12 protein-coding genes are annotated in these 17,682 nt (G+C 62.9%); 1 reads left to right on the forward strand and 11 read right to left on the reverse strand.

Annotation, left to right across the window (positions count from 1 at the left end):
• Window position 1 precedes the first annotated feature (1 nt).
• The 8 genes from GKC41_RS01085 to rpoZ form a co-directional block, all read right to left on the reverse strand.
• Window positions 2-838, reverse strand: a complete 837-nt coding sequence (locus GKC41_RS01085; RefSeq protein WP_154312554.1) for an inositol monophosphatase family protein — start codon at window positions 836-838, stop codon at window positions 2-4.
• Between the two features lie 93 nt (window positions 839-931).
• On the reverse strand, window positions 932-2,437 hold the full coding sequence (dop, locus tag GKC41_RS01090) for a depupylase/deamidase Dop (protein ID WP_154312555.1): 1,506 nt from the start codon (window positions 2,435-2,437) through the stop codon (window positions 932-934).
• Window positions 2,434-3,996, reverse strand: coding sequence for a proteasome ATPase (gene arc / locus GKC41_RS01095; protein ID WP_154312556.1), 1,563 nt, complete (start codon window positions 3,994-3,996; stop codon window positions 2,434-2,436). Before arc ends, dop begins: the two co-directional genes overlap by 4 nt.
• A gap of 66 nt (window positions 3,997-4,062) precedes the next feature.
• Entirely contained in the window at window positions 4,063-5,037 is a 975-nt protein-coding gene (gene fmt / locus GKC41_RS01100) for a methionyl-tRNA formyltransferase (RefSeq protein WP_154312557.1), read from the reverse strand.
• Window positions 5,038-5,082: 45 nt separating this feature from the next.
• Window positions 5,083-5,787 carry an HAD family hydrolase gene (locus GKC41_RS01105; RefSeq protein WP_154312558.1) on the reverse strand — a complete coding sequence of 235 codons (705 nt, stop codon included), beginning with the start codon at window positions 5,785-5,787 and terminating at the stop codon, window positions 5,083-5,085.
• A gap of 101 nt (window positions 5,788-5,888) precedes the next feature.
• Window positions 5,889-8,192, reverse strand: coding sequence for a primosomal protein N' (locus tag GKC41_RS01110; RefSeq protein WP_154312559.1), 2,304 nt, complete (start codon window positions 8,190-8,192; stop codon window positions 5,889-5,891).
• Between the two features lie 93 nt (window positions 8,193-8,285).
• On the reverse strand, window positions 8,286-9,506 hold the full coding sequence (gene metK / locus GKC41_RS01115) for a methionine adenosyltransferase (RefSeq protein WP_154312560.1): 1,221 nt from the start codon (window positions 9,504-9,506) through the stop codon (window positions 8,286-8,288).
• 61 nt (window positions 9,507-9,567) lie between these two features.
• Window positions 9,568-9,852: a DNA-directed RNA polymerase subunit omega gene (rpoZ, locus tag GKC41_RS01120; protein WP_015022131.1), complete on the reverse strand. Its 285-nt coding sequence runs from the start codon at window positions 9,850-9,852 to the stop codon at window positions 9,568-9,570.
• A 178-nt stretch (window positions 9,853-10,030) separates the two neighbouring features.
• Here rpoZ and ilvD point away from each other — a divergent pair, with 178 nt between their 5' ends.
• Window positions 10,031-11,890 carry a dihydroxy-acid dehydratase gene (ilvD, locus tag GKC41_RS01125; RefSeq protein ID WP_154312561.1) on the forward strand — a complete coding sequence of 620 codons (1,860 nt, stop codon included), beginning with the start codon at window positions 10,031-10,033 and terminating at the stop codon, window positions 11,888-11,890.
• Between the two features lie 74 nt (window positions 11,891-11,964).
• Here the strand turns inward: ilvD and gmk are convergent, their stop codons facing one another.
• The 3 genes from gmk to carA form a co-directional block, all read right to left on the reverse strand.
• Window positions 11,965-12,588, reverse strand: a complete 624-nt coding sequence (gene gmk / locus GKC41_RS01130) for a guanylate kinase (RefSeq protein WP_154313047.1) — start codon at window positions 12,586-12,588, stop codon at window positions 11,965-11,967.
• 97 nt (window positions 12,589-12,685) lie between these two features.
• Entirely contained in the window at window positions 12,686-16,060 is a 3,375-nt protein-coding gene (gene carB, locus GKC41_RS01135) for a carbamoyl-phosphate synthase large subunit (protein ID WP_154312562.1), read from the reverse strand.
• Complete coding sequence (gene carA / locus GKC41_RS01140) at window positions 16,053-17,282, reverse strand: glutamine-hydrolyzing carbamoyl-phosphate synthase small subunit (protein ID WP_324611994.1); 1,230 nt, start codon at window positions 17,280-17,282, stop codon at window positions 16,053-16,055. The genes carB and carA overlap by 8 nt, the downstream gene beginning before the upstream one ends.
• Between the last annotated feature and the right edge of the window lie 400 nt (window positions 17,283-17,682).

A 17,682-nucleotide genomic window follows, 5' to 3' on the forward strand; every position in this document is an offset into this window, starting at 1 on the left:
ATCAGCGCCCGCTCAGATACGTGTTCAAATCCTCGGCGATGAGCCCGTTGGTGGCCACCACGTCGTTGCTGCCCTCCCAGCGCACATGCCCACCATCCCAGCGCCAGAGGGTGCCCTTGGCTTCCCGGACCACGACAGCCGCCGCAGAGACGGCAGGGATGTCCCAGGAGTGCAGGGCCGGTTCGAAGTAGGCGTCGTAACTGCCGTCCGCCACCCGGCACAGGTCCAGCGAGACCGGGCCGACGCGCTTGATGTCGGCAGGCTTGCCGGCCATGCGCGAGACGATCTGCAGGACCTTTTCGGACTCGTTGGGGAAGTAGGACATGCCGAAGCTGATCACTGATCCGGTCAGGGTGGTCATCGTGGAGGGGATGATCTTCTCCCGCTTGTCGCCCACGATGGTCCGTCGGATCCTGATGGCGCCCTGGCCCTTGGCGGCCAGATAGGTCAGGCCCAGGACCGGCGCATGCACAATGCCCAGGACCGGTGAAGCGTGACCCTTCTCGTCCACGGCGAAGAGGGAGATGGTCAGCGTCCATTCGGCCATGTTGCGTACGTAGTTGACCGGTCCGTCGATGTGGCCCAGGCACCAGTAGCGTCCGCCTGGACGACGGTTGCCGGCCTCCTCCTCCCAGAAGCCGTCCATGGGGTCCAGGGCAGCGATCTTGGTCCGGCAGTAGCGGATCAGACGCGTGTCAATGCTCGGCGAGAATTGGGTGCCTTGGCCGATGGCTGAGGTGGATCGGGGATCGTGGGGGTTGATCTGGTCCTGAAGGGCATGACGGCCGGCCTCCACGGCAATGGTGGCGGCCTGCATGGCCAAATCGCGCAATTCCATACTTCTCTTCTCTTTCAAACGGGTGGTCGAGGCATTGCCGACCGTGGTCCACCGGTGGTCGTCCGGTCGGATATCGGACTATTTTCTGCGCTATCAGCAGTATATGCCGCGGCCATCCCCGCAGGAAGACCGTGTGTGACCCAGCGGATCAGACAAGTCCACGACCTTGGTCCTGGGCTCTCCCTCCGGTCCCTGCTCCTCAAGGATGACACGACTCCAGGAAATGGCCCTGACTGCATCAGGACAACGGTGAAGCAGCTGGGAACGGCACCAGGCACGAGTCTGCTCAGGACCCTTGTCCATGGCTCTGGTGATCTGTTCGGGATCGGCCAGTCGAAGGACGGATCCTCTGAGTCGCCAAGGCAGGTCACGGCCGGGATCCACCCTTGCCCAGGCCAGATCCAGGGCCGCCAGACGGGGATCCGACCAGTCGGATATGGACCGACGACGGCGCAGACGCTCCAAGAGCTGCCACTTGAGCAGCCATTCCAACCTGCCTGCCTGGTCGTGCATGGCCAGACGGGCCTCGTCATCACCCGAACGCACCAGAGCCAGATCATCGAGCGCCTGGTCCCAGAGTTTAAGAACCCGGTCCTCGGCACAACCTGTCCGGTCGGCATCCCGTGTAGTCTGACGGAGCGCATCCAGCAACGCCCTTTGGATGGTCAGCGCATCAGCGCATCCTCCGTTTGCCAAGGCCAGCGGTTTGGTCAGAGTTACATCTCGCGAAACCGTGTGCAGGGCCGACACCGGATCATCAAGCGTCCAGTGATCCAGCAGCTCATCGACCTGACTGGTCGAATCATCCTCGGACTCCAAGAGCCCAAGCAGCAAATCGGTGGTCCCCAGCTTGAGGACCAGGGGTGCATCCAACCGGTTGGCATCGCCTACAATCACGTGGAGACGGCGGCTGCCCGGCCCGGCGTGTGACTCGTCCCGGGTATTGATGATCGGTCGTCCGAAGGTGGTCTGCAGTCCAATCCGGCTGGTCAGATAGTCGGCGCGCTGGCTGAGCTGGAAGCCAGCCTCCTCGCTCCTGGGCCCCAGGCCCACTCTGCCCGAACCGGTATAAATCTGGCGGGTGACGAAATGAATGGTCATCAGGGCCGCTACCCTGGCGAAGGGCACCGCCCTATCCATCAGATAGTTCTCATGGGATCCCCAGGCGGCACCCTTGCCATCCACGTTGTTCTTGTAGAGGGCCAAACCTCCGGCCCTTTCTGCGGCCTGGGCCATCATCCGGTCACCCGCGCGGTCCTGGACCAGAGCATCGAAGGCATTCACCGTTTCCGCCGAGGCATACTCGGGATGGGCGTGATCCACATAAATCCTTGCCCCATTGGCAGCTGCCACATCGATCAGCCGGGCGCCGAGTGCATCAGTGAGCATGCTCGGTGCGGCAGCGGAACGCGGCAGCCGACCTCCCCTGGCGTCATTGACCGGATCCTCGCCCCCGTAGTCCCAGCGGATGTGCGCCAGGTCCGGCTGGGCAGCTGCCCTTACCAGACGCAGGGCCAAAGTACGGGGATCAGCGCCGGGATCCTGGGGGTCGGCAATGCCATACTCCGTCTCGGTACCCATGACCCGTCCGGAACTCATGACCGCTCTCCTGGCCCGTCGACTGGGCGAACCTCCTGGACCTGCCCAGGGCGCAGTCCGGCCAGATCAGCCCAACGGTCCGGGTCCTGGCCGCGGAGCTCCTCCAGAGTGTCCTCATACTGCCCACGGACCGCCCTCATGCAGAGCCCACGGTCAAGACCCACCTGCTGTCCCTGCTCGATGGAGGCTTTGACCGCCATGGTCTTGACCCGATCAACCAGATTATGCAGCATGGCACCGGAGACCACGGACTCCAGGTAGAGGGGCTGCCAGCGGCCCGTGGCATCCATGATCCTGCCCAGCAGATGGTCATCATCCTGAGCGAAGAGTCCGTCGACCAGTATCTGAATCAGCTCCTCGGGCCTGGCATCATCCTCCATGGGCATATCGGAGCTCAGATACTTGCCCAGGATGGCGGCTGACCTGGTTCTGTCGGGCCGGTCGATGCGGATCTTGACATCGAGTCTCCCCGGGCGCAGAACCGCCGGGTCGATCATGTCAATCCGGTTGGAGGCGCCGATGACCATGACCTGGTCCAGGGACTCGACACCATCCAGCTCGGTCAGGAACTGGGGGACGATGGTGGTCTCCACATCCGATGAGATACCCGACCCACGGGTGCGCAGCAGGGCATCCATCTCGTCGATGAAGACCACCACGGGTCCACCCTGGCCTGCCAGGCTGCGGGCCCTGGCGAACAGGCGGCGGATCAGACGTTCGGACTCGCCCACGAACTTGTTGAGCACCTCGGGGCCCTTGACCGATAGGAAGACCCCGTGGCCGTCGCTCTCCTGGGCCAGTGCACGGGCCAGAGCCTTGGCGATCATGGTCTTGCCATTACCTGGCGGCCCATAAAGCAGGACACCCTTGGGGGCCTGGAGCCCATAACGACGCATCAGATCGGCATGCTGGAAGGGCAGCTGGACCGCATCTCGAATCCGCTCGATCTGCCTGTCCAATCCGCCAATATCCGAGAAGTCCACGTCGGGAGTCTCTTCCAGCAGCATGTCTGACTGGTCCGACTCAGGCAGAACAGCCAGGGCCATTGAACAGCTTTCGTCCATGAGCAAGGCGCTGCCCGCCTCGATGGGCTGGTCCTGCAGAGACCCTGCGCGTGCAACAACGCGAGTCTGTCCGGAGGGATCTTCAACCAGCAAGGCTCCGGATTCCAAGGTCTCCCGCAGCGTGCGAACCTGCCCGGTCACCGGTTGATCGCCCACACGCACCACCACCATATCGGCATTGAGCAGAACCTCCTGTCCGGCTCTGATCCGTTCGGCGCGGATATTGGGCGCCAGAGGAACCACCATCCGCCTGGAACCGTTCAGAATCAGCAGGTGGGCCTGCTGCACCCCCTGGCTGTCATATGCGACGGAATCCACACCCAAGGCCAGGGCGACCGTCAAGGGCGGCTGACCCAGCTGGGCCAACTGGCTCTTGGCCTTGGCCAGTTCCTTGGCAGCCCTGGTCAGCGCCGCAGCCAGGGCCCGGTTGCGCCGATCAGCGGCCTGGTCCCGGTCATTGGCAGGTTCAGCCTGCTCGACATCATCGGACCGCATGGCTTCTCTCCTTCGTCCGTCCCTGGAATCCCCTCTCAGCTTGGACCGCCAGCCGAGCGGAAGAGCTCAGCTGCAACGGGCCCCATCTTCCAAGCGAGCGCCACGGGCCCAGTCCATGGCCTTCATGGCACGCTTGCCGGCAGCCTTGACCATCTGCAGCTCCAGAGGCAGGGTCTTGGTGCCCACCCAGAGGTGGCGACGGTCCATGGCCAGCCGACCCGGCTCCAGATGCGAGGGAAGACCGGGCTCATCCCCCCGGGCCGGTGCCGCCCTGAGCACGGTCAGCCCTGTCTGCTTGTCCTGCAGGTCATCGCCTTGCTGATACAAGCACCAGGCTCCCGGTTCCGGGCTGCAGGCCCGAACCTGTCGATCCAGGGCAAAGACGGGCACATCGAAACGCATGTGAGCATCCTGGTGGGTGATTTTAGCGGCCACCTGGTAGGCGCCCTGCGTCTGCTCCTTGGGTTGAATCCGACCTTCGGCAAGGGCCTCCAGACTGGCAGCCAGCAGATGGGACCCATCCTCAGCCAGCCGATCCAGCAGCTCGCCCGAGGTCTCGTGCGGCCCAATCTCCACGGTGGACTGAGCCAGGATGGGCCCCTCATCCATGCCGGCCGTCAGCCTAAAGACCGTGGCGCCAGTAATGGTATCCCCGGCCCAGATGGCCCGCTGGACCGGAGCTGCCCCCCGCCACTGTGGCAGCAGTGAAAAGTGCAGGTTATACCAGCCGTCCTCAAAGGCGTCCAGAACCGGCTGACGCAGGATCCGCCCGTAGGCCACGACGGCCGCACAGCTGGCACCCGTATCCTGCAACCGCGCCGGGAAATCCGGATCGGATGGGTCGTCCTCAAGAACAGGGATCCCCAGCTTCAGTGCCTCAGCCTTGACCGGACTGGGATGCAGATGCCTTCCACGCCCCTGGGGGGCGTCGGGTCTGGTGAGCACGGCAGCAACCCGAAAATGCTCCTGATCGGCCGCCAGCAATCTCAGAGATGGCAAGGCGACCTGAGGTGTGCCCGCAAACAGCAATGTCATGACCATATCGGCAATCTCCTTTTCATCCGACGGCTGTGGACCTCCGCGCTTTCACTGCACCTGAGGAATGTTCACCCCGGCCTCGATCAGGGCGGTGCGCAGTCCGTAGGGGTCGCTGAATCGCAGGCTGCGGATGCCGGCCTTGTTGGCGCCGACTACATTCATACCCTTGTCATCCACGAAGAGGGTCCTGTCAGCCTGGATTCCGAACTGATCCAGGGCATAGCGGTAGATGGCCGGGTCGGGTTTGCGCATGTGGATGGGCCCGGAGACCACCACCCCGTCCAGCCTATGCAGGAAGGAGTCGCCGTCCCAGGCGTGATGGAAGAGCTCGGCACCCCAGTTGGTCAACCCCCAAACGCCCAGACCTGCCGCCTTCAGATCATCCACCAGCATGCGGGCACCGGGCACCGGGCCGGTCAGCGAATCGACAAAGTGGTCACAATAGTAGGCGAACATGTCATCCCAGGGGGCTCCGCAGTTGGCGGCCACCCAGTCACGGGCCTGGGCACAGGTAGCTCCGCCGTCCATCATGTTGTTGGCCCGGTAGAAGCCGGAACGGCTGTCATCCAGCATGGCCTCGATGCTCCTGTGCCCGTATCGGGCCACCATAGCCATTTCGGGCTGCCAACGAATCAGGACGTTGCCGAAGTCGAAGATGACCTGTTCAATGGGCTGTCCCTGGGACTGAGCCGCTTCCTGCTCGGCCTGGATCACATCTGCCTCAACCTGGATCTCGCCCGGCCATCCCTTCATGACTCTCCGCCTTTCCTGAATTCGTTCGTATGCGCCTCTGCCTGCGCCCCCTCATGAAACCACTCCGCATAGACCCCCTGCATATCCGCTTGAAGCACCAATCAGGTCAGATCCTTGGGATCCATCCGGAAGCGCAGCTCTCCTCGCCCGCGCCCGGCCACATACTTGGCCTGAGCCTGCTTGAGATCGTCAGCCAGCTTGTCCCGGCGGCTGGTGGGCACCCGAACCAGGGCTCGGACCCTGTCCTGGGTTCCCTCCAGATAGCCGGCTTTCAGCGTGGACGGTGCCGGTATGGGCACAGGCCCAAGCAAGGCAGGTACTGGCTCAGGGCCAGCATCCGTCACAGCCTCCTGACCCGGCGCAATCCCGACGGCGTCCAACATCCAGACAACGGCCTCCCTTTCGCCCCAGATTGCAGCCATGCCGACAGCAGGGGGCATGGCAGTCAACCGGCGGTCCTCCAGATCGGCGGCGGCCAACACCGGCCCCTGCCAGGTCATCAGCGCCTGGGCCAGCTGGGGATCGCACTCCCCCAGCAGGAGCACCTGACCTCCTTGGGCCCGGGGGCGACAGAAGGAGGCCACGCGCATCCAGGCTCCCAGAGTGTCCATACGTGCATCGACGCCAGGGGCATACAGGCTGGTCCAGGCATCCAGAATTGCCACCGCACGGTATCCTCGCGACAGCCTGGGCAGATTCGGATCGCCAATGTCTGTATTGTTGCCATCAACGCCCGAACCAACCACCCTGGGCTCGGCGCCCGGGGTGGCGATGACCAGACTGGGACGATCCTGTACACGCTCGACCACCCCACGGGGCTGGCTGGGCGAAGAGATGACGATGGGCACATTTCTGAAGAGCATGCGCAGCTCCTGGGCCGTCCCAGCGGCGCCTACCCTGACCACCCGAAGCCGTGAACCCCCACAATCCGGGCAGGACCAGTCCGTAGCCGCAGCACCGCACCAGGCGCAGCGGGGTGCGCCAGACCGCCTGGCCCGCAGGGGTCCGGTGCAACGCGGGCAACGAGCCTGATGATGGCAGCGAGCGCAGCTCAGGCTCTCGAAGATGCCGTCCTGCGGGATGGACAGCAGAACCGGGCCACGCTCCAGGGCTTTGTTGATAACGGCGACAGCGGTATGAGGAACCCGGGCGCCAATGGTCGGGTCGGCCAGATGACTCAGTTCCTCCCGGTTCAGCCAGCGGATCCAGGGCAGCAGTGTCGTCACCGCAGACCGGTCGAGGGTCAAGGCGGTGCATGGACCGGTCACTCCCGAGTCCGCTTCGGTGGCCTCGGGCAGGCTCTCCCACTGGGAACGCACGCTTCTGGCACGGGCCATGGCCAGAAAGACTCCACCATGGGCACGCGCCCGTAGTCTGAGCACTCCGCGGGCATTGGCGTAGGGCATCATTCCGTCGGCATACTGGTAGCTGGCATCGTCCATCAGGGCGAAGAGGGCTGGACCCTCCACCGGGGCGTACATGGCGGCCCGCAGCCCGATGGCGCAACGAACCTGACCGGAGGCCAGCGCGAGGTAGGCCCTGTAACGCTCGGCAGGAGCCATTCCGCTGTCCAGAATGGCGAAATCGCCGGACCAACCAGGAGCATCCTGTTGGCCAGGACCGGCGGCAACAGAGGGACCAAAGGGACGCAACCCCAGCTGCTGGAGGACTGCGGACAGGTGGACCACCTGACGGGTGCCCGGCAGCACCATAACCGCCGATCTGCCGGCCAGCAGGGCGGCTATCAGCACCCTGGCAGCCAGCAGGGCGGCCTGGTCCATGCCAGGCAGAATGTCAGCCAAAAAGGAGGCGAAGGCATCGTCTTCCAGCGATCGGTCCAGATTCTCCAACCCCTGATAGCCCGGATCAAGCCTTTGTTTCAGGTCCTTGTGTCGCTGGGCCAGCCCGGCCACCCAGGCGGGGTCGGAAGCCAATCGGGGCTGACCGGGAACCAGCTGCTGCTCCTTGTCAATGCGCGCCACTCGAGGGGGGAGGGCCAGCCGCAGAATATTGGCCTCGGTGCCCCCATAGGCTCCGGCGATGGCAGTGATGTCCGCGCGCAGGGAAGGTGAGATCAGGCTGCGATCCAGCACCACCCGCTCCAGGAAACGCAGGGAGGCACGGGGAACCTGGCTATCTGCCACACGTTCCCAGATGATGCCGTTGACCCTGCGCGCCCCGAACCGGACGCGAACCAGGCATCCCGGCTGCGCATGATCGTCCTGGTCGGCATCCACCAGATAATCGAAAGTCCCGCCCAAGTGAGTGGCCTGCACATCCAGTACCACCCGTGCCACAGGGAGTTCATGGGCCGGTCGGCGCGGAGGTTTCTTTCGACTGCTGCTCGAACGACGGCGTGGGGCAAGACCATCCAGGGCGGGCTGACTGACGGCCTGCGAATCCATGGATGCTCCCCTCGCTTTCACAATTAAGAGAACCACGGCGGATTCCCCCAGTCGATGACCTGGAAACCCGCCGTGGCTCTTGACGAACAGCTACTACCTGGTCATGCCGATGGCGGCCTTGAGCTCGCCCACCTTGTCCACCTGCTCCCAGGTGAAATCCGGGTCCTCCCGGCCGAAGTGCCCATAGGCTGCAGTCTTGGCATAGATGGGTCTCAACAGATCCAGCTCATCGATGATGGCAGCAGGCCGCAGGTCGAAGACCTCGCGCACGGCCTCCTGGATCTGCTCGCGGCTGACCCCCTGCTCGGTGCCATAGGTCTCCACGTTGACGCTGACCGGATCGGCCACGCCAATGGCATAGGCCACCTGGACCTCGACCTTGTGCGCCAGTCCAGCGGCCACTATGTTCTTGGCAACCCAACGCGCAGCGTAGGCAGCGGACCGGTCGACCTTGCTGGGATCCTTGCCGGAGAAGGCGCCGCCTCCATGATGGGCCGCACCGCCATAGGTGTCCACGATGATCTTGCGTCCGGTCAGTCCTGCGTCAGCCGCTGGTCCGCCCAGAATAAAGGAGCCGGTCGGATTGACCAGCACCCGGTAGCCCTGGTGCTCGACGGCCTTGCCGCAGACACGATCCAGAACGGGCGTGATGACATGCTCCATCAACTGCTCCTGCAGCCAGTCATGCCCCACCTCGGGATCATGCTGGGTGGAGATGAGGACCGTGTCCACACGGCGGGGGCGGTCATCCTGATCGTATTCGATGGTGACCTGGGTCTTGCCGTCGGGGCGCAAATGAGGGATGATCCCCTCCTTGCGCACCTGTGCCAGCCGGAAGGCCAGCTGGTGGGCCAGATAGATGGGCAGGGGCATGAGCGTATCGGTTTCATCGCAGGCGTAGCCGAACATGACGCCCTGGTCGCCGGCCCCCTGGGACTGGTAGCGCTCCTCGCGGGTGGCGGCGCTCTCCTGGCTGGCCGACAGCCGTTCCACACCCTGGTTGATCTCCTTGCTCTGCTCGCTCAGAGCCACGGTCACGCCGCAGGAATCCGCGTCCAGTCCAATATCGGACGACGTGTAGCCGATCCTGCGCAGCACCGACCGGACCTGGGACTGAATGTCCGTGTAGCCCTGGGACGATACCTCTCCGAAAACGAAGAAGAGGCCAGTGGCCGCCGAGGTCTCCACAGCCACATGCGAGTGCGGATCCTGGGCGATCAGATCGTCCAGGATGGCATCGGAAATCTGGTCGCAGACCTTGTCTGGATGGCCCTCGGTCACTGATTCAGCCGAAATCAGCCGTCGCTCTGTCATTTCATTCACCTTTGTCTAGAAACCGTCACCGCCCGAGAACCCTGCAATGAGAGTCGAAGGCTCAGTTGCCTTCGCTCAGATCGTCCTCACCCAGGGTCTCCTCAAGCAGGCCCTCGTTGATCTCACGGAAGGCGATGGACAGGGGCTTCTCCTGGTTCTGGTACTCGACCAGCGGGCCGACGTTCTGCAGCAGGCCCTCATTGAGCTGAGTGAAATAGGAATTGATCTGACGGGCCCGCTTGGCCGCGAAGATAGAGAGTGCATACTTCGAATCGGCGTGCTTCATGAGGTCGTCGATGGGAGGATTCGCAAATCCCTGCGGATGGGGCTCGGTACCGAATGCCATAAGATGTTTCTCCAATTCAACTGGATGAACCATTCATTCAATCTGAATGATTTTACCGCCCGGGCTCGATTTTAGCCTCGGATGCTTCTCTGCCGGAAAAAGCAGGGCGAAAAGGCCGAGAATTCCAACATGTGGTCATGACCAACCCGTCGATGCCCGCAATCACTTGAATAAAACTATGCAGATGCGATCAGCCAAGTTGATGAAGGAACGAGAGTTCGCGGGCGCCCGTGCTCTCTATCGTGCCGCTGGCGTCAAGGGTGAGGACTTCGGCAAGCCCATCGTGGCCATCGCCAATTCCTTCTCCGAGTTCGTGCCCGGCCACGTCCACCTGAACAAGGTGGGGCGTCTGGTCTCCAAGGCCGTCAAGGAAGCGGGAGGCATCCCCCGCGAGTTCAACACCATCGCCGTGGACGACGGCATCGCCATGGGTCATACCGGCATGCTCTACTCCCTGCCCAGCCGTGACCTGATAGCGGATGCCGTGGAGTACTCGGTCAACGCCCACTGCGCCGATGCCCTGATCTGCATTTCCAACTGTGACAAGATCACCCCCGGCATGCTCATGGCCGCTCTGCGTCTGAACATCCCCACGGTCTTCGTCTCCGGCGGCCCCATGGAGGCCGGACGTACCGTCATGCCCGACGGAACGGTTCAGGAGAGCACCGATCTGATCGACGTCATGTACGCCTCGGCGGATGACAGCATCGATGATGCGGGTCTGCTGGCCCTGGAGAAGACGGTCTGCCCAACCTGTGGTTCCTGCGCCGGCATGTTCACCGCCAACTCCATGAACTGCCTGACCGAGGCCATGGGTCTGGCCCTGCCCGGCAACGGCACCACCCTGGCCTCTCACACAGCCCGGAAGATGCTCTTCGAACGGGCCGGCAAGCTGGTCGTCGAAATCGCCAACCGGTACTACCAGGATGACGACGACTCGGTCCTGCCGCGTTCCATCGCCACCAAGAAAGCCTTCGAAAACGCCATGACCATGGATGTGGCCATGGGTGGGTCGACCAACACCGTCCTGCACATCCTGGCTGCCGCACAGTCGGCGGATGTGGACTTCACCCTGGACGACATCGAGCGCATCTCCCACACGGTCCCCTGCATCTGCAAGGCCTCTCCCTCCGGAGACTGGGAGATATCCGACGTCCATCGGGCCGGTGGCATCTGCGGCATCCTGGGCGAGCTGGACCGTGGCGGAGTCCTTCACCAGGACACGCATTCCATCGACTACCCGGACCTGGAGTCCAAGCTCAACGACTGGGACATCATGCGCCCCACCTGCCTGGACCAGGCCAAGGAGCTCTACCATGCAGCGCCCGGGCACATCACCTCCCCAGAGCCTTTCAATCAGTCCAAGGAGTGGGAGGACCTGGACACCGACCGGATCAACGGCGCCATTCACGACCTGGATCACCCGGCCGTCTCCGAAGGTGGCCTGGCTATACTGCGGGGCAATCTGGCCCCCGATGGGTGCGTGGTCAAGACCGCAGGCGTGCCCAAGGAGATCTGGAACTTCCGCGGACCGGCCCTGGTAGTCGAATCACAGGAGCAGGCCGTGGAGGTCATCCTCAATGGCACCCTGCACAAGGGGCAGGCCCTGGTCATCCGTTACGAGGGACCCAAGGGTGGCCCAGGCATGCAGGAGATGCTCTACCCCACCTCATTCGTCAAGGGCAAGGGCATCGGCAAGGATGTGGCTCTGCTGACCGACGGCCGCTACTCCGGAGGCTCATCAGGCCTGGCCATCGGTCATATCGCTCCTGAAGCAGCCAACAAGGGCCCAATCGCCCTGATCCGCAACGGCGACATGATCCGCATCGATATCCCCAACCGGCGTGTAGACGTCGAGCTGAGCGATGAGGAACTCGCCCAGCGCCGCGCAGAGCTGGAGGCCGGCGAGGGATACGTAGCCCACAGGGACCGCAAGGTCTCCCTGGCGCTGAAGGCCTACGCCGCCTTCGCCCGCTCGGCAGACAAGGGCGCCACCCGCGACCCGGATCTGATCAACCGGCTGTCCGGTCTGGACTGATAAACCAAAATCCCCCAATCGAGCTCTGACTCGATTGGGGGATTTTTGACTCTTCTGAAGTAAAGGCCAGGTACTCAGAGACCGTATTCCTTGGCGATTACCTCCCAGAGCGCCTGGGCTGCCTCATCCACGCTGTCGTTGACTATGACCTGGTCGAACTGATCCTCTGAGGCCAGTTCCACCTTGGCGGTCTCCAACCTGCGGGCCCGCTGCTCCTCATTTTCGGTTCCCCGCATGTTCAGCCTGGTGACCAGGTCCTGGAATGAGGGCGGCGCCAGGAAGACGTAGAACACTTCCAGGCCCAGCTCCCCCGCCCGTTGGCGGACACGATGCGCCCCCTGCAGATCTATTTCCAGAATCGTGGGCACCCCTGCCGCCAAATGGTCCAGAACCGGCTGCAGCGGGGTGCCATAGTGGGACATGCCATGGACCAGGGCGGTCTCCAGAAAGTCCCCAGCGGCCTCCCTGCGGGCAAACTCCTGTTCATTCATGAACCAGTAGGTGATGCCGTCCTTTTCGCCCGGACGCGGCGCCCGGGTGGTGGCCGAGACGGAGACCCAGACTTCCGGGTGGGCATGGCGTAGGGCCGCCTCCACAGTGCCCTTGCCTACGGCTGTGGGACCCGTCAGCACGATCAGCCGGCCGCCCGCCTTCCTTGGACCTCCGGTCTGTTCTCCCGAAGAATCCTGAATCGACATGTCGGCACCGTTGATCGCTGACACGGCCACTTCCTTTCCTAAGGGTCATCCTCCGGCATATATGGACCGGAACATGGGTCAATCATATAGCCAGTACCTACCTGGCCTTCTCCAACTCCAGCAGCCGGTCCGCATGTTCCTGGATGCTCATGACCTCGTAGTCGTCCTTTTTGACCACGTCAATGGCCATCAGGGCGGCTGAGAACTCGGTGATGGTGGTGAACTGTGGCAGATCGGCGGCTATGGCGGCCACGCGGATCAGATAGCCGTCAGAACGCGAGCCCCTGGAGCTGGGCGTGTTGAGGATCATGTCGATGGACCCATCCTCAATAAGCTGGACAGGATTGCGGCCCATGTGTCTGACCCCGTCGGCATCCGTGAAGGCCCGACCCTGTTCTTCGCCATCGCTGATCTTGTCGACAACGGCCACATCGATGCCATACCGGCGCAGGACGGAAGCCGTGCCACTGGTGGCGCAGATGCTGAAGCCCTGCTCCAGCAGACGGGCGGCCAGCATGGGCAGCTGGCGCTTGTCCGAATCATTGACCGACAGGAAGGCGACCCCACCGGTGGGCAATCCTCCCTGGTAGGCGGCCAGCTGGCTCTTTGCGAAGGCGTGCGGAAAGTCCCGATCGAAGCCCATGACCTCCCCTGTGGAACGCATCTCCGGTCCCAACAGGATGTCCACGGTCCGACCCACCGGAGTGCGGAAGCGTTTGAAGGGCAGAACGGACTCCTTGACCGCCACAGGCTGGCCGACACGGACCATGCCGCCGTCGCCGACGGGCAGGAGCAGACCATTGGCTCGTTGCTGCTCGATAGTCTCCCCCACCATGATCCGCGCCGCAGCCTTGGCCAGTGCCGTACCCGTGGCCTTGGAAGCGAAGGGAACGGTCCGGGAGGCGCGAGGATTGGCCTCAATCACATAGAGGGTGTTGGCCATGAAGGCATACTGAACATTGATCAGCCCCTGGACTCCGCATCCTTGGGCTATTGCCAAAGTAGCCTGCCGCAAACGATCGATCTGGTCGTCAGAGAGAGTCGAGGGCGGCAGGGTGCAGGCAGCATCGCCGGAGTGGACCCCGGCCTCCTCCACATGCTCCATGATTCCGCCAATATAGAGCTCCTGCCCGTCATAGAGGGCATCCACATCGATCTCGATGGCATCCTGAAGGAACTTGTCAATCAGCAGGGGCGAGGGCAGGCGGCCAGAGACCACCGTATCGGCCTTGGCCTCATCCAGGGCGCGATCCACGTAGGTGGCCAGCTGCCGGTCATCGTAGACGATCTCCATGCCTCGTCCGCCCAGCACGTATGAGGGCCTGACCAGAACCGGATAGCCGATGGCATGTGCCGCATCCCTGGCCTCATCCAGGGAAAGAGCGGTGCCGTACCGGGGGGCGTTCAGATGCTCCTTGCTGAGCACCTGGCCGAAGAGCTCACGGTTCTCGGCCAGGTCGATGGACTCGGGGCTGGTTCCCAGAATGGGCACCCCGGCTGCCTTGAGCCTGGCCGCCAGAGACAGGGGCGTCTGACCGCCCAGCTGGACGATGACGCCCTTGACAGGTCCCATGGCCTTCTCAGCCCGGTAGATCTCCAGAACGTCCTCGAAGGTCAACGGCTCGAAATAGAGCCTGTCCGACATGTCATAGTCGGTGGAGACCGTCTCGGGATTGCAATTGACCATGATGGTGTCATAGTCCTTGCCCAACTCCTGGACGGCGTGCACGCATGTGTAGTCGAACTCGACCCCCTGGCCTATCCGGTTGGGGCCCGAGCCCAGGATGATGACTGCCTCACGTTGACGGGGTCGCAACTCGGACTCGTCGGCGTAGCAGGAGTAGTAGTAGGGCGTGACGGCATCGAACTCGGCTGCGCAGGTATCCACAGTCTTGTAGACAGGATGAAGGCCGAAGGCCCAACGCAGCTCCCTGACGACTGCCTCGCCCTGGTCGCCCATACCGCGCAGGTGGGCGATCTGCAGGTCGCTCAGTCCTGATTGCTTGGCCCGGCGCAGCAGGTCATCGTCCAGGACCTCGGATTCGCGCACCTGAAGAGCCAGGTCATTGATCATGCTGATCTGCTCCAGGAACCAGGGATCGATCCTGGTAGCCTGGTGGACCTGCTCCACAGTGGCTCCGCCCCAGAAGGCCCGCTGAATCTGCAGGTAGCGGTGCTCGGTGGGGGTGTGCATGGCCTCCAGCAGCCGATCCGTTTCGGCCTGGTCGGGCCGGGGGCCATCCCAGGAGAAGGTCATGTGCCGCTTGTCGATGGAGCGCATGGCCTTGCCCAGGGATTCACGGAAGTTTCCGCCCAGCGCCATGGCCTCGCCTACGGACTTCATCGAGGTGGTCAGAGTCGTGTCCGCCCCGGGGAACTTCTCGAAGGTGAAACGTGGGATCTTGGTGACTACATAGTCGATGGTCGGTTCGAAGGAGGCAGGCGTTGAGCGGGTGATGTCGTTCTCGATCTCATCCAGGGTGTATCCCAGGGCAAGCTTGACCGCGATCTTGGCGATGGGGAAGCCAGTGGCCTTGGATGCCAGAGCCGAGGATCGCGAAACACGGGGATTCATTTCGATGACGATGATCCGGCCATTCTTTGGGTTGACGGCGAACTGGATGTTGCAGCCACCCGTATCCACCCCAACGCCGCGGATGATGGCGATGCCGATGTCGCGCATGCGCTGATACTCCCGGTCGGTCAGGGTGAAAACCGGGGCCACGGTGATGGAGTCACCGGTGTGCACGCCGACCGGGTCCACATTCTCGATGGGGCAGACCACAACCACATTGTCCAGGCGGTCCCGCATGAGCTCCAGCTCATACTCCTTCCAGCCCTCTATGCCTTCCTCCAGGAGGATCTCATCCGTGGGTGAATAGTGGATGCCTGCACCGGCAATCCTTCGCAGCTCTTCGCGATCATGGGCGATTCCCGAGCCCAAGCCGCCCATGGTGAAGGAGGGGCGAACCACCAGCGGGTAGCCCAGTTCGGCTGCTACAGCCTCGGCCTCATCCAGGCTGTGGGCGATGCGGGATTTGGCCGACTCAGCGCCAGCCTGGTCCACAACCTGCTTGAAGAGCTCGCGGTCTTCTCCCCTGTCGATGGCCTCCAGCGAAGCGCCGATCAGCTCAACCCCATAGCGCTCCAGCACGCCAGCCTTGCCCAGCTCCACGGCAGCGTTCAGAGCGGTCTGGCCGCCCAGGGTGGGCAGCAACGCATCAGGCCGCTCCTTGGCGATGATCCGCTCCAGGAAGGGCAGGGCGATGGGCTCAATGTAGGTGGCATCGGCCATCTCGGGGTCCGTCATGATGGTGGCGGGATTGGAATTGACCAGGATGACGCGAATCCCCTCTTCGCGCAGCACCCGGCAGGCCTGGGTCCCCGAATAGTCGAACTCGGCCGCTTGCCCGATGACGATGGGCCCCGAGCCGATAACCATGACCGAATGGATGTCCTGCCGCTTAGGCATGTGCCTTCCCTTCCCTGGCGTCCCGCATCAAAGTGACGAACCTGTCAAACAGATAGGAGGCATCGTGCGGACCAGCCGCCGCCTCCGGATGGTACTGAACGGAGAAGGCCGGAATGTCCAGACACTCCAGACCCTCGACCACGCCGTCGTTGAGATCGACATGAGACACCCGGACACGGCCATATCGGCCTTCACCATAGGGTGAGGGCACTGGGTCCCCCTTGGGTGCCTTGACTGCGAATCCGTGATTATGGGCGGTGATCTCAACCTTGCCGGTGCTGAGATCCATGACCGGCTGATTGATGCCGCGATGACCGAATTTCAGCTTGTAGGTCTCGAAGCCCAGGGCACGGCCCAGAAGCTGGTTGCCCAGGCAGATGCCGAAGAATGGCAGTCCGGCATCCAAAACTTGCCTGAGGAGCGACACCTCCTCGTCTGCGGTCGATGGGTCGCCTGGACCGTTGGAGAAGAAAACCCCGTCAGGCCGTAGGGCCTTTATCTGCTCGATGGTGGTGTCGACGGGGAGTACGTGGACCCTGCACCCGCGCTCAGCCAGCCTGTGAGGGGTCATGGACTTGATTCCCAAATCCACCGCTGCCACCGTGCAGACAGGTTCTTTCGTCTGACGGTCTCCGACTGGTTCGACGATATAAGACCTGTGCGTGCTGACCTCGCCGGTCAGATGGGACCCGCTCATCTTGGGGGCCGAACGGACCTGGTCAAGGAGTTCCTGCATGGTCCTGGGCCCGCCGCCGTCGTTGAGCATTGGGTCCGGGCCTGAAAAAATACCGGCCCGCATGACACCTGCAGAACGCAAGTGTCGCACGAGCCGGCGGGTGTCTATGTGACTGATACCGACGATGCCCTGATCGACCAGCTGGTCATGGAGACTGCCCCGGGCCCGCCAGTTGCTGACGTTGGGGCTGGGTTCCCGGACTACATACCCTGCCACCCAGATCCTGTCCGACTCCCCGTCCTGGTCATTGACGCCGGTATTACCGATGTGGGGGAAGGTCTGCACAACAATCTGCCGAGCATAGCTGGGATCCGTCAGGGTTTCCTGATACCCCGTCATTCCGGTCGAGAAAACAATTTCACCTATGGTAGTGCCCACCGCTCCGAAGGCTCTTCCCACATACACTTCCCCATCCTCAAGGATGAGCAAGGCACGATTGGAGAAACGGCTATCGGAGGTGATGGTGTTGGTGTCTTTCAGGTTCACCGAACCCCCTTGATTACCGCGGATATTCGCACCCATATTAATGACCCCCATGGATTATGCCGACAGACCCTGCCAAAAAAATGGTTGGTCAAATCTTCCAGGATAGACCGCCGGTCAACCAGTCCGAATAGGGCAAAAGGCCGACCTGATGCCCAGATAGTTAGCGGGCATCTGTCGGCCTTTATCCGAATCATTGTCAGTTGCCTGAAGGACGATCCGCATCGGGGGTCAGTTCCTCCGGCAAGGTCAGTTTCAGCTGGTCCAAGCTGGGTGCCGACTGGTCGACAGTATGGTCAAGAACCTGGTCGGAGTCCCCTCCTTCGGATCCACTCGCTGCCGAATCCGACTCGCTGTCAGCATGGGCATCCTCGAAGGGAACAGGCTCGGAGGCTGCAACCCC

The organism is Bifidobacterium asteroides (genome assembly GCF_009683175.1).
GTDB lineage: Bacteria > Actinomycetota > Actinomycetes > Actinomycetales > Bifidobacteriaceae > Bombiscardovia > Bombiscardovia asteroides_H.